At 46.3% G+C, this 13,806-nt stretch carries 11 protein-coding genes; 5 read left to right on the top strand and 6 right to left on the bottom strand.

Annotated features, from left to right (window positions below; all coding sequences use genetic code 11):
* Positions 1-209 precede the first annotated feature (209 nt).
* Entirely contained in the window at positions 210-1,520 is a 1,311-nt protein-coding gene (locus ABD744_RS03685; protein ID WP_344795573.1) for a diguanylate cyclase, read from the top strand.
* Between the two features lie 94 nt (positions 1,521-1,614).
* On the opposite strand, the gene ABD744_RS03690 is transcribed toward ABD744_RS03685, so the two are convergent.
* On the bottom strand, positions 1,615-2,469 hold the full coding sequence (locus ABD744_RS03690; RefSeq protein WP_344795575.1) for an SDR family NAD(P)-dependent oxidoreductase: 855 nt from the start codon (positions 2,467-2,469) through the stop codon (positions 1,615-1,617).
* Positions 2,470-2,573: 104 nt separating this feature from the next.
* Between ABD744_RS03690 and ABD744_RS03695 the strand changes: the two genes are divergently transcribed.
* Entirely contained in the window at positions 2,574-4,187 is a 1,614-nt protein-coding gene (locus ABD744_RS03695) for a methyl-accepting chemotaxis protein (protein WP_344795578.1), read from the top strand.
* Between the two features lie 109 nt (positions 4,188-4,296).
* On the opposite strand, the gene ABD744_RS03700 is transcribed toward ABD744_RS03695, so the two are convergent.
* Both ABD744_RS03700 and ABD744_RS03705 read right to left on the bottom strand, forming a co-directional pair.
* Positions 4,297-4,725: a type 2 periplasmic-binding domain-containing protein gene (locus ABD744_RS03700; RefSeq protein WP_344795580.1), complete on the bottom strand. Its 429-nt coding sequence runs from the start codon at positions 4,723-4,725 to the stop codon at positions 4,297-4,299.
* 12 nt (positions 4,726-4,737) lie between these two features.
* Positions 4,738-5,820 (bottom strand): hypothetical protein, encoded by a 1,083-nt coding sequence (locus tag ABD744_RS03705; RefSeq protein ID WP_344795582.1) that lies wholly within the window; start codon positions 5,818-5,820, stop codon positions 4,738-4,740.
* Positions 5,821-6,338: 518 nt separating this feature from the next.
* Here ABD744_RS03705 and ABD744_RS03710 point away from each other — a divergent pair.
* Both ABD744_RS03710 and ABD744_RS03715 read left to right on the top strand, forming a co-directional pair.
* A complete protein-coding gene (locus tag ABD744_RS03710; protein ID WP_344795584.1) occupies positions 6,339-7,508 on the top strand; it encodes a hypothetical protein in 1,170 nt (389 codons plus the stop codon).
* Positions 7,509-7,516: 8 nt separating this feature from the next.
* Positions 7,517-7,927, top strand: a complete 411-nt coding sequence (locus ABD744_RS03715) for a type 2 periplasmic-binding domain-containing protein (protein ID WP_344795586.1) — start codon at positions 7,517-7,519, stop codon at positions 7,925-7,927.
* 75 nt (positions 7,928-8,002) lie between these two features.
* Here the strand turns inward: ABD744_RS03715 and ABD744_RS03720 are convergent, their stop codons facing one another.
* Positions 8,003-9,061 carry a CaiB/BaiF CoA transferase family protein gene (locus tag ABD744_RS03720; RefSeq protein WP_344795588.1) on the bottom strand — a complete coding sequence of 353 codons (1,059 nt, stop codon included), beginning with the start codon at positions 9,059-9,061 and terminating at the stop codon, positions 8,003-8,005.
* Between the two features lie 108 nt (positions 9,062-9,169).
* Between ABD744_RS03720 and ABD744_RS03725 the strand changes: the two genes are divergently transcribed.
* Positions 9,170-10,174: an AraC family transcriptional regulator gene (locus ABD744_RS03725; RefSeq protein ID WP_344795590.1), complete on the top strand. Its 1,005-nt coding sequence runs from the start codon at positions 9,170-9,172 to the stop codon at positions 10,172-10,174.
* Between the two features lie 23 nt (positions 10,175-10,197).
* On the opposite strand, the gene ABD744_RS03730 is transcribed toward ABD744_RS03725, so the two are convergent.
* Together ABD744_RS03730 and ABD744_RS03735 are read right to left on the bottom strand one after the other, a co-directional pair.
* Positions 10,198-11,385, bottom strand: a complete 1,188-nt coding sequence (locus tag ABD744_RS03730; protein WP_344795592.1) for a retropepsin-like aspartic protease family protein — start codon at positions 11,383-11,385, stop codon at positions 10,198-10,200.
* Positions 11,386-11,631: 246 nt separating this feature from the next.
* The gene (locus tag ABD744_RS03735; protein WP_344795593.1) at positions 11,632-13,791 is read right to left on the bottom strand and encodes a 3-hydroxyacyl-CoA dehydrogenase NAD-binding domain-containing protein; all 2,160 of its coding nucleotides are present in this window, start codon (positions 13,789-13,791) and stop codon (positions 11,632-11,634) included.
* Between the last annotated feature and the right edge of the window lie 15 nt (positions 13,792-13,806).

The following is a 13,806-nucleotide window of genomic DNA, read 5'->3' on the forward strand; positions in this document are numbered from 1 at the left end:
CCATGGCCTGATATTTGCAGTCTGTGAGTCATCGTTTTGATGATCTCTTGTGTTCTTTTAAGTTTTGCAAGCTTGCCGGGTTTGAACAATTGCATTGATACTCGATTTTATTGACCTAAATGAGCACCTTGTTTGGATTGTTAATACAAAATTAGACTATAGTTGAGCACTTAATATAGTGGAGTCGTAACATTGGAGACGTACCGAGAATGATCTCAGCCAGCGAGGATCAGGTTTTAAACGTACTGGTTATTGAACCGTCTAAATCTTATCAATTGTACCTTTCCGAAATACTGGTGGATCATGGCTTTCAAGCCGTTTGCGTGGTGGATGGCGAAGAGGCCATTGCAGCGCTTAAAGGTCAGTCTTTTTGCTTAGTGTGCGTGGCTATGCAACTGAAAGATATGTCCGGGATTGAATTGTGCCGTCACATCAGAAGCCGGGAGGGCGACGCCTGTAATGTTCCCGTTGTTATGATTACCTCTGAAGAAGATAAGTCTACGTTGGTGAGTGCACTGAAAGCTGGCGCCACTGAAATTTTCAAAAAATCAGACATCAATGATTTTTCCACCTATTTGCACCAGTTTGTGTGGAACAGCACTCAGCGCAGCACCTTGATTGCTGAAATCCTTTATGTCGAAGATTCTATTTCCATAGCCAAAATGGTATGCACCTTTTTGAAAAAAATGGGGATGAACGTTGATCATTTTACTAAAGCAGAAGATGCATGCTTGGCTTTCGAACACAAAGACTATGACCTGGTCTTGACGGATATTTTTCTTGAAGGAGAAATGACCGGTTCACAACTGATCCAAAAGTTTCGATCCAATCCTGATAATGCTTATATTCCTGTGTTGGCAATTTCAGGCGTGGAAGATGCGTCCCGAAGGATAGAATTGCTCCGTTCTGGGGCCAATGATTACGTTGCCAAACCTGTTTTGGATCAGGAACTGGTGGCACGGGTGCAAAACCTGGTGAATACCAAAAAACTGGTCGATAAGGTCAATGAACAGCAACGTTACTTGCAAGAGTTAGCAATGAAAGACCAGCTAACCGGTTTATACAATCGTCACTTTTTAATGGAAGTTGGGCCGAAAAAAGTACAGGAGTCGCGACGCCATAAAACACCTTTGAGCCTTATTGTTGTCGATCTTGATAAATTCAAGTCGATCAATGATGAACATGGCCACAGTGTGGGGGATGAAGTACTGCAGGCCATTGGTAAATTGTTAATGAACTCAGTACGAAAAGAAGATGTGGCAGCCCGGTTTGGTGGTGAAGAGTTTGTTTTGATTCTCAGCCATTGCAATGAGGAAGAAGCACAACAAAAGGCGGAAACGATTCGCTTGAATATTATGAATTTAAAACCTGCCGGGTTGAATGTTACTGCCAGTTTTGGCATCGCCAGCAATTCACCGTTGGAACCTGAAACAATGAACGGAATGTTCACCCGTGCGGATGAAGCGGTTTATAAATCTAAGGAAGCAGGCCGAAACTGTATTACTGTTTCTTCGCTGTAAGTCCCTTCCGTCCGCAATGTCTGAGGTTTGTAAAAAATTGCAGACGTTGTAATTACACTAAGGCCTTCTGATTGAAGGCCTTGAAGTGTGCTGGTTAAGCCGTCGTATTTCTTTTATCCCGCCACCAGTTGGCAAGGCGGGTTCCCTGAACAAACAATTGTTTGTATTTGGAAGGCATCAACCGCTGAAAAATGTCCATCGCATAAGCATCCGGCCCGATCAGTGCCCGCTCTTTGTTTTTACGCACTGCATTTAAAATACTCTCCGCCGCTTGGGCTGGCGAGGTATGCGCGTATTTATCGAAGTTATCCCGTAACTCATCGGCATGATACTTGTCCGGTGTACTGCCCATACGGCCGTTTTGCGCGATGTTTGTTTTAATGCCGCTTGGGAAAATACAAGTGCACTGAATGTTAGAATCTTCGATTCTAAGTTCTTCCTGAAGGGACTCAGTAAACCCTCTTACAGCGAATTTGGCCGCGTTATAGGCCGACTGCGTAGGCACTGCGTACAACCCAAAAACACTGGAAACGTTGACGATGTGGGCATCGGTACTTTGTTTTAAATAGGGCAAGAACGCTTTCGTGCCATAAACAACACCCCAGAAATTGATATTCATTAACCATTCAAAGTTTTCGTAACTCATTTGGTCAACGGTTTCCGCCAAGGCAACACCTGCATTATTGATCACCAGGTTCACGCCTTTATGTTGCTGCATGACGTTAGCGGCAAATCGCTCCACGGCTTTTTTGTTTGCAACATCCAGTACATGCTGTGATATCTGAACACCGGTAGAAGCCAGACGCTCGGATATGGCTTCCAGCCCTTTTTCGTTGATGTCGGCTAACGCAAGGTTACAGCCTTGACGGGCCAGATTTTCTGCTAACGCGGCACCTATCCCGGATGCTGCGCCAGTAATGACTGCGACTTTATTTTTGAAATTTTCCATAATTACCTAAATTTATTAACGTAACTGCCGAATTTATATGTAGGTTTCTCTAAAGATACTAGACTAACCTATTTAGAGATCACAGTTTTTTATAGGGGTAGTTTATGGTGTGGTTCTATAAGCTGAGCGTAAAAGTAAAAATTTACTTCATTGCTTTGGCTGCAATAGTGGGTTTTACGATTTATTTCTTAGCAAATTACGGAATGTCTTCCTCTCAGGGGAGGCTCGTTGGGGAAATTCAAACCACTTCTTTTCCCTTACTGCAAATTGCAGAGCGCTCTAAAGTTCGTTTGGAACGCATTCAGGAAATGCTTGCCAGTGCCGTGTCTGCGGATGAGATGGACATGCTGAAAAATGCAGATCTTCAGAAATCCGAAATGCTTGCAGATCTGGAAGAAGCCAATAGCCTCGACCCCGAAGGGTTAGCGGATGATTTAGCCACTGCGTTTTCCAATTATTATCAAACCGCCCATGGTATTTCAAAAACCATGTTGGATGGCAGTGCAGACTTCTCTTCGTTGGGCGCAAAGACCGAAGAGATGACGTCCAAACTGGAAAAAACCTCCGAGCTTTTGGAAGAGTTCAGGCAAGCCAACAACACCACATTCAACAATATGGTGACAGAAGCAAAAGCGCTGAGCGATAAAATGTTAATCACCGGCCTTACCATTGGTGTGGTGATGTTTTTCTTCATTTTGCTGATCTCTGTGATTGTTTCCAGAACGATATGTAGCAGTATTCAGGAAGTCGTCACCTCGTTAAAAGACATTGCCCAGGACAATGGCGATTTGACCGTACAGCTGAAAACCAATGCCGAAGATGAAATTGGTGAGCTGGTACACTGGTTTAATGAATTTGTGGCCAAGCTCAGAGGGGTTATTGGCAAGGTGGTAAACGCTGCCGGGCCTTTGAATGAACTGTCGGGCCAGTTAAATGACTTGATGAATCATGTAAATACCAGTATTGAGTCCCAGCGTCTGTCAGCGGAAAACTCAAAAAATGCCGTGGATCGCATGCAGGACAGCATGAACTCTATTGTAAGTGATGCCAGTGCGGCAGTGGACTGTGCTCAGGACGCCAACAGTGAAGCCGACCAAGGTCAAAATATTGTAGGACAAACGGTGGATGCCATTAAGACGCTGTCTGGTGGCGTATCTGAGGCGGCTGAGGTGATTCGTAAGCTGGAAGCCGATACCGACCAGGTAAGATCGGTATTGAGTGTTATCAAAGGTATTGCTGATCAAACCAATTTGCTGGCACTGAATGCAGCCATCGAAGCAGCCCGAGCGGGAGAGCAGGGCCGAGGGTTTGCGGTGGTGGCTGATGAAGTACGGTCTCTGGCGTCCAAGACTCAAGAGTCGACGGAAGAAATTAATGTCACTATCAATACACTGATTTCAGCTTCTCAAGAAGCGGTTACTGTCATGGAAAAGGGCACTGAGCAAGCCCAAACCAGTGTTTCTAACTCCGAGTTGGCAGGGGCATCCCTGGTAAAAATCTCCGATGCCGTGTCGTCTATTCATGAAATGAACAACCGTATTTCTGAAGCTGTTTCCAGCCAGCAACAGGTGTCCAGTGAGATTGTGTCTTCGGTGGGCGACATCCTGTCACAAACACAGGAAACATCGAATAAGTCTGCCTCTCTTGGCAGTTTGGCCAATGAGCTGAATGATGTTGCCAGTGAGATGGCTCAGATTACCCGACAGTTTAAAATATAACGGGTGATGGCTTATTAGAACGTTGGATTAACCGTTTAAGATCTAAAAAAGCCCATGAAGGTTCTCTTTATGGGCTTTTTTTGTGATTGAAGAACATTGTGGAATAAAGCTAATAGCTATAAACCACCTTGACTGACGCATCCACTTCGCTGGCATCAATGTAACCGATGGTGGCCGGGTTAGAAGCAACCAGCTCTTTCATCTCAGCAGAAGACGCTACTTGTTTTGGTGGTGTCCCTTTGCCCGTAAAAATACGCTTGGACCAATAAGACTTAACCTGACTGGCTGACTTCTCCATTACGGAGCTTAAAAAGCTATCCCGTATGGCCGCAGAGTCACTTTGATCAATAGGAATGACCGATGAACCATTGGGGAATTTTTTGGATTTTCCCAGGTAAATACGGCTGATCTCCGAAGGGGCCAGTGAAGTGCTGGGGTTATCCGGGTGCACAATGACGGCGGTTTCAGCCTGAACTTGTGCTGTGAAAACGGCAGTGCCAAGTAAAGATGCCAGAAAAACCTGTTTAATACTGTTCATGATTGAATTCTCCTAAAACAACATGTCAATGGCTGCGCTGTACAACATGCCGTCTTCGCCATCAGCCGCTGACCTTGTTTTTTCATCGCGATATTGGGCTTCAATTTTTAATGCCACATTGGTTTCAACGTCGTATCTTAGCCCGGCGATGTAGCTGACTAATTCATTCTCTAGGCCCGCAGCTTTTTGAATATCGCCAGTAGAGCCGGACTCTACATCGTCTTTTTCATGGGCGTAAGTGATGTGAGGGGTAAAATCATTCATTCTCCGTGCGTAATGCACTAAAAATGCAGTATCGTCGGTTAAAGAGGCGCTGTCGTGGTCTAAGGCTGTTAACTCTATAACGACTTGGTTGTCGCCATCATCATATACAAACGCACTTTCAAGGAAGGTACTGACGTCCTCGTCCACTAAAAACTCGTCGTCCGTCGGTGGTGCTGATGCACTTAATGCTTCAGAGGTTAAGGCCGCCCGGTGGTAGCTGAGCCGGATGGCAAAAGGCTCCATGGAGGCGTTGAATACCACACCGGCAAAATTGGTCAAATCAAAGTCCACATCATTCCCGCCGATGGTGAGATCATCGTCAAATCGACCGTAATAGACTTGGACGCTTGCATCTATGTCACCAAAATAGAGCTGATGGGTGACATCAACACCGTCAATGGATGAGAACCCAATCCGATAAACTTCGGCAGGGGGGCGAATCCAGTTATAGGCATAGCCGACTTCCAGAAAATCTGAATAGTAAAAGAAGGGCGCTCGTAGCCGGCCAAAACGGATGGAGGTTTCATCGCTGTGGTCATATGTTGCGTAAGCCCAGGCGGCGTCTAAATCAAACTCTTCAGGACCTCGGGCGACGAGTTGGCCGGTAAGCGAGAACTTACCTTGTATGTGTTTGCTAACTTGCAAACCTAAAACGGTGTCCGGTTTGAAGCTTACATCTTCATCGTAACCGTTAATGGCAATGTCATCTGTGGAGAGCGTACCCACCCCCGCACTTAAAAAACCATTAATGGACAGGTCGTCATCCGCCAGGACTTGAGTGGCAGAGGCGCTGAGTATTGCCAATATCAAGGGTGAAACTCGTATTTTCATTTCTCATTTACCTTATTCGTTATGAATAAATTAACCCTAGTAGGAGTAAGTCATTGTTCAATACTTTGACGATTAGAGGTTTTTTGGTGTGTTGGTTGTTTGACTATGTAACGGGAAAATATGAAATGTTAATAAATATGTCGGTTGCTTGTGATATGTGTTTTATCGAGTAAAATTTCTATGAATAACAATAAGTTAAATATTTCAGTTAAAAAAAAGTTGAACAGCTCCGGCGATGCTTTTTCGATTGTTTAGAATCTGAGAAAGTGTGTTTGGGGTGACAAAATGAAAGATGATTGCTCAGGTAAAAAATGTAATTTGTCAACTGAATGCTGATTGAGTGGTAACGATAAGGATTTCGGGCAAATTTGTATTTTTTATCTATAGTTTACATTTGTAACCTTCTGCTTTGAATGGAGTTTTTAACCAGACCTTCAAAGCAACGAACAGAAAGGAATGACATAACAAAGGGTTTGCGCTTTTTAGATGAACCCATTCATATATTCGAGGAATTATTTATGCGATTGAAGTCGCCGTTATTAGCGATCGCGATGACCGCTTCTACCGTCTCTGTGCCTGCGTGGGCCATTGAACTGGATTTTAACGGGTTTATTTCAGTGGGTGGTGGGATATCCAGCAACGATGAACTGAATCTTGATATTGACTACAACGAAGATGTGTCCTTCGACGAAGACTCTATTCTTGGCATTCAAACCACCGCAGCCATTAATGATAAAATGTCTTTAACTGCTCAGCTGGTTGCTCGTGGTAAAGACGACTACGATCTTGAGGCCGAATGGGCGTTCGTCAGTTATGAAATCAACGATGAAGCCTACGGACGTGCCGGTCGCTTACGCGTTCCGTTCTTTGCGTATTCAGAATCCATTGATGTGGGTTACTCCTACCACTGGATTCGCCCACCTTCAGAAGTTTACCGCTTACCTTTTTCATCCATTGACGGCGTCGATGCCAACTACACAACCTGGTTAACGGATGACTGGGAGACTTCTGCTCAGGTGTATTTTGGTACCTACAGTGACGAAGTGGATGTGTTTGGCCAAGAGAGTGAGCTGGACCTGAAAAATGGGACAGGTTTGGTGCTGACGGCCAATTACGATTGGTTGACGCTACGGGGCAGTGTTCACTATGCAACAGTGACGGTCACGAATGATGATATTGAGGCATTGGACTCGGCATTGAGAAATCCACTATTGCCGGGGGGCCCTTACGACAGCGTTGCTGATGATATTGCTGTCGATGAAAACGATGTGATGTTTTATGAGGCCGCCGTATTAGCAGATTACAACGATTACATTTTTGTGGCCGAGTGGACCATGCTGGATTACGACCGAAGTGCAATACCGGACGATACCGGCTGGATGATCTCGGTGGGTAAGCGGATTGGCGCATTTACCCCGCACTTAACTTTTGCCAAAGAAGAAGATGATGGTGAAACCGGCTTCTCTGATCCTGTGCCGGCGGGTATTACTTTACCTGATGGACGTGACTTAAAGGCAGTCGTTGATGGCTTAGAAACGGAAGCTTTGCAAGAAAGCTGGATTGCGGGTGTTCGATGGGACGTAATGCCGTCTGCTGCGCTTAAATTTGAAGCTCAGTACACCGATCGTAAAGAACCTGAAGACGACGACACTATGATCTACAGTGTTGTTCTTGACGCAGTATTTTAGGGGGTCGTATGAAATTAGTTATTGCTGTTTTATTTTCTTTCTTCACCTCTTTAGTTATGGCGGGCACTTCGGTCATTATTAACCCTGCGGACGCAGGCTCCGGTTTATCGAAAGGGGATGCGAAAAAGATTTTCTTAGGGAAAATGAAATCTTTGCCGTCAGGCGCAAAAGCGCAACCGATTGATCAAGCGGCCGGTTCGGCCATCAGAGGTTCGTTTCTGGATACGGTGGTTGGTAAGTCAGAAAGTCAGTACAAATCGTTTTGGGCGAAAAAAGTGTTTACCGGTAAGGGAAAACCGCCTGCTGAAAAAGCCTCTGATGCGGAAGTAAAAGCTTTTGTGGCCAGTACACCTGGTGCAGTAGGTTATATAGACAGCGGCAGTTTGGATGGCACTGTGACAGAGGCCTTTGCGTACTAAAAGCTCTGCTTTTCTTTTCAAACGCGCGGTGCATAAGCAATGCAAAGCATCGCGCGTTTGAATGAGATACTTACCTCAGTGACTGAATTTTATGGGTTGTGAAATCTGAAGTACGGTTTTATCGCCTATCTTCCCTTCTCTGATCATTGCTCTGGCTTGCAACTGAGGGTGCTCTGATGCTTCTTTCAGTGTTAACACTGGCTCAACACAAACGTCTTCGTTGGCGAAAATCTCACGCCACTCACACAGCGTTTTCTTCAGAAAAATTGATTTCAGCGTTCCTTTGATTTGGGCTTGCACTTCCGGTGTCGGGTTCATTGATTTTTGTGCCAAGGTGGGTTTGTCCAGAATATGAGACAGGCGCTGAATGAACTTTGGCTCCAGGCTGCCAACCGATAAATAACGTCCATCGGCGGTCGGGTAATAGTCATAGAAAAAACCACCATTGAGTAACTCTGTCTGGTAACCTGGGGTCGCGCCACCAGCCAACATAGGGGCACCACTGATGACGTTCATACTGAATGCGCAATCGGTCATGCTGATATCAATGTGTTGCCCTTTTTGGGTGTGATGACGCTCGATCACTGCTGACAGAATGCCCATCACTGCATGATGTGAGCCACCGGCAATGTCGGCGATTTGTATGCCTGAAAGTGTCGGCCCGTGTTGTTGAGTACCGCTGTAACTGGCAATGCCTGACAGGGCGAGGTAATTAATGTCATGGCCTGCTCGATCGGCATAGGGGCCGGTTTGGCCATAGCCGGTGATGGAACAATATATAAGATTTGGGTTGAGCGCTTTTAATGTGTCGTAATCCAGGCCGAGGCTCTTCATTACTCCCGGCCGGAACTGCTCAACGATAATGTCGTATTCCAGAATGAGGGCTTTAATGCGCTCAGTGGCTTCACTCTGTTTCAGGTCGAGTTTTAAGGCGGTTTTATTGCCGGTTAACTGCGCATGTAATGCCGACATCCCATTGATGATAGGGGGCAGAGCTTCGGTCAGGTCGGGTTTGGTCGGGTGGACAACTCTTAATACTTCGGCGCCCATGTCTGCCATGAGCATAGTGGCGTAAGGTCCGGGCAGTAAGGTGCTGAAATCCAAAACCTTGAGAGTGGACAATGGCTGGGTCATAAGTGTCGCCTTGGGAGTTGTGTTTATGGTTGCGAAAACTATAGACTAACGTTCAATTTACTCGGTGAACATGACCGTAAAGGTCATAATAATTGGCAAAAATGCATTATGAATACGCACACGATTCCCAGAAATTTTGTCATGGCGCCCCTGCAAGGTGCCATTAAACAGGGCGTAGATATTCATAAATTGTTAGCAACCGCCGGAATCTCTGACGACGTTTTATCTGAACCGAACTATCGTGTCAGCGCGGCTCAATATGCGGTGCTGTTGAGGTCATTGTGGGTGACACTGGATGACGAGTATATGGGCTTGGCTCCGGTAAAAGGGGCTATGGGCAGTTTTTCGATGATGTGTCGGGCTGTCATCCACTGCAATAATCTGGAACATGTTTTACGGCGGGCGTCTGAATTTTATGGGCTCTTTCATGGGGGCTCAACGCACGAAATTCGTTTCGAGGAAAACAATGTTCTGTTGGTTTTTAAACTGGCATTAGAGTGTGATCCTGATCGTTTTTTGCATGAAAGCATGTTAGTGATATGGCACCGTTTCTCAAGTTGGCTGGTGGATCGTCGTATTCCTCTAAAAGAAGTTCGGTTAGGCTACTCAGCACCAGAGCATGAAAATCAGTATTGGCCACTGTTTGCCTGCCCGATCATTTTCGATGCAGAGGAAACGGCGCTGGTATTTGATCGTCAGTTTCTGGAACTCCCTATCATGCAAACGGAACCGGTACTGAAAGAGTTTTTAAAAGTGTCGCCAGCGGATTTACTGGCGAGACCGGAAGACAGAAACACCATGACCGCCCATATTCGCCACTTGTTGGGCCGTGACTTCACCCAGGACTTCCCGGATTTTGACTGGTTGGCCGAGCAAGTCCATTTAGCACCGCAATCTCTCAGAAGAAAGCTGAGAGAGGAGGGCACTAATTTTCAGGAAATCAAAGATGGTTTACGAAGAGATACCGCCATTGGTTTGCTGAATAAACATGAGTTGAGTATTCAGGACATCGCGGAACAAATGGGTTTTTCTGAAGCGAGTACCTTTCACCGGGCGTTTAAAAAGTGGACGGGCTTAACCCCCGGAGACTATCGGAAAAACAAAGATCGATAAGCCTGTGGCTGAATGCCTGCCGCTCACCCTTTAGGTTCTAAAAACAACAGATTTCGTTCCTGGTCGATTCGGAATTTGAATTGGCCTAAGAAGTTCATTCCCAGCAGCCCGTCCGATCTTGCGTTTCCCATATCAATTTCAAGCACGGCGAGATTTTTCATTTCAGCGTGGTCAATCGTAAGAGACGATAACGTAAACATGCGCGCAATGGTGGAGCCGTTGGCGGTTGATACCCTGATTTGCTTATTGTCATCGAAGATGGACGTGGTTTGGTTGGTTAATTGGCGAACGGCGTCTTCACTGAGAGACGTAAAGCTGGCTCCGGTATCAATCAGTAATTTTAAATCCATTTCGTTGCCAACATTGACAGCTACCCAAAATTGGCTGCCGTGTCGTACCAGCGGAATGCCTCGATTCAGCATTTTTTGATTGTCTTTGTCTGATTCTATGGTTTGGCGCAGCTCTTCAACGGCGGAGGTATGTTGCTCATCATAGGGCAGGTTGGAAAGCGTTGCGATGGCCTGATCTATGTCTCCGGTCTGTTGAAACAGTTCAGCGAGATACAAGCTGGTTGGCAAATACTCCAGTTCCTGCTGGCGGGCAAAGGTTAAGAATTCGGCCATGTACTCCTGACTAAGGTTGAGTTCATTTTTAAAAAACAGGTCGCTGACCTGATTAATCAAGACGTGTATGTCCTCGCGAATGAACCTTTGTTCTTCATTGGTGGATGCCACAGACAAACCTGAGAACAAGGTTTCTAGGGCTTGTTGGTAGTTTTGTTGACGAATGAGATCCTGAGCCGTTAAGCGATAAATCAGGCCGTTGACTAAGCTGGTGCCATTCAGTTCCTGCAACCAGGCTTTCAGTGTTAGCCAGTCTTGATTATTCGACCGTTCTTTATTATTAGACCGTTCTTTATTAGACAGAGCAATCAGGTGCTGATCCAGTGCGCTTAACAGGATTTTGGTTTGATCTTGATTAAAATCCTGATACAGCAAGCCATCAACGGCTTGAGTGATTTTGTTTGACTGAATGGCTTGAATGAGCAAGGCAACGTTTTCATTCGTGTAAGGTTGAGCTGGGTGTTTAAACTGTGCTGCAGGTTCAGATACTGCAGGATGCTCGGTTTTCGAAGTGTGTTGAGCGCCGAAATAAAAACCGATTCCTGAACCGATAAATAAACCGAGGAATAAAGTGCTTAATAACTTCATTGCGTGCTCATGCCTTGCGCGAATGTTTTGATTTCATGCCTGCTACCTATCCTTTTTAAACCTGCCTTTTATTCAGGGTTTTCACATTGAATGTTATTCATGGTTCTCACACTGAATGGTATTCAAGGTGAAACGGCGTGTTATGGCAAAGTAACAGAATTGTATGGGGTTGAGCGGATGAAAGATAGGTGTCAGAGAACTTAACCTGTTAGGAGAAGTTCTCTGAAGTGGGATGTGAGTGGCAGATTAAACTAACGGCTCGTTGGTTTCTGCCAGTTTTTCCAAAGAGGGCGTCGGCGCAAATCTGGCACCAAAGCGTTCCGTCAATTCACGTGCTCGTTCTGCGTATTTTGCACTGCCAACGTGATTGATGAATTGAAGCGCTCCGCCAGTCCACGGCGCGAAACCTAACCCAAAAATGCTGCCTATGTTGCCATCGGCGACGGAGGTTAAAACGTTTTCCTCCAGGCATCTTAGCGTTTCGATAGATTGCATGTAGAGCAAACGATCCCGGATATCCTCATTACTGACGGCCTCGTCGGCGTCTTTGTTATAGAAGTGCTCTTTCAGGCCGGGCCAGAGTTGTTTGGAACCTTTTTCTGAGTATTCGTAGAATCCGGCACCGGCTGCACGGCCTTTGCGTTCAAAGTCATTAATCATGGCATCAAGGACTTTGAAGCCTGGGTGGTTTATGTCGATGGCGTTATCGGTTTCACCGGCTTCCAGGTCCGCTTTAGCCTGATTCCGAATGTTCTGCATTAATGTCAGACTGACTTCGTCTGTGACGCTGAGCGGGCCAATCGGCATCCCCGCTTTTCTGGCTTCGGTTTCAATGCGTGCAGGGTTGATGCCTTCACCCAGCATGGCGATGCCTTCGGTGGTGTAGGTTGCAAATACACGTGAAGTAAAGAAGCCTCGGCGATCATTCACCACGATCGGTGTCTTTTTAATTTGTTGCACAAAGTCAAAAGCGTGAGCAAGGGTTTCGTCGCTGGTTTGTTGGCCTCGGATGATTTCAACCAGTGGCATTTTATCGACTGGCGAGAAGAAATGCAGACCCACAAACTTGCTTTCATCTTTTACTGCTGTGGCCAATCCGGTAATTGGCAGCGTAGAGGTGTTGGATGAAATGATGGTGTCGTCCGCCACTTTATCGGCTGCGTCTTGAGTGACTTTGGCTTTGAGCGAACGGTCTTCAAACACGGCTTCAATAATGAGATCACAGCCTTCAAAATCTGCACTGTCGCCTGTGGCTAAAATTCTGCCCAGAATATCTTCCATCTCTGCTTGGGTTTTACGGCCCCGGCTGACTTGTTTCTTAAGCAGCTTTTCAGAGTAAGTCTTACCTTTCTCTGCTGCTTCCTGTGAAACGTCTTTCAAAACGACGTCGATGCCACGAATTGCAGAAGAATAAGCGATGCCTGCGCCCATCATTCCTGCGCCAATGACACCCACTTTGTTGAATTTGGTGCGCTCAATGCCATCGGGGCGGGATTTACCTGCATTTACATCGTTCAGCTGAAACCAGAACGTATTGATCATATTCTTCGCCACCTGACCTTTCGCCAGTTCTGTGAAATAGCGGCTTTCAATGATACATGCGGTGTCGAAATCGACTAAAGCGCCTTCGGCTGCGGCGCTTAAAATGGCTTCCGGTGCCGGGTAGCAACCTTTGGTTTTATCGGCAATCATAGATGGTGCAATGGCCAGCATTTGTGCTGTTTTAGGCGTATTGGCGTTTCCGCCAGGAATTTTGTACCCCTTTACGTCCCAGGGTTGCTGGCTCTTGGGATTCGCCTGAATCCATGCTTTGGATTTCTCGATCAGGTCATCAAGGCTCTTAGCGGTATCATGAATTAAACCGGCTTTGAGCGCAGCAGAAGGGCGGAGTTTCTTGCCTTCGATCAGTAATGGAAATGCTTTTTCAAGGCCTAGCATACGGACGGTTCGAACAATCCCTCCACCACCGGGCAATAAACCTAAAGAAACTTCAGGCAGCCCGAGTTGTATACGCTCGTCGGCAAGACAAATCCGGTGATGGCAAGCAAGTGCAATCTCCCAGCCGCCGCCAAGGGCTGCACCGTTAATGGCTGCAACTACGGGTTTGCCCAGAGTTTCAATGGCTCTTAGCTGGGCTTTTAAACCCTGAACCATAGTATAAAACTCGGGCGCCATTGCTTCGGTCACTTGCGCCATTTCATTCAGGTCTGCGCCTGCGAAAAAGGTCTTTTTGGCGGAGGTGATAATCACACCGCTGATGCTGTCTTTTTCTTGGATTAACCGTGCCACCACTTCATCCATAGATGCTCGGTAAGTTGGGTTCATGGTATTGGCCGATTGTCCGGGCATGTCCATGGTCAGGGTGACGATGTTATTGTCGTCGATGTCGTATCGAATCGCAGTCATTGTGTTCTCCTTCGT

Origin of the sequence: Litoribacillus peritrichatus (assembly GCF_039537985.1) — a bacterium.
In the GTDB taxonomy this organism is placed as follows: domain Bacteria; phylum Pseudomonadota; class Gammaproteobacteria; order Pseudomonadales; family Litoribrevibacteraceae; genus Litoribacillus; species Litoribacillus peritrichatus.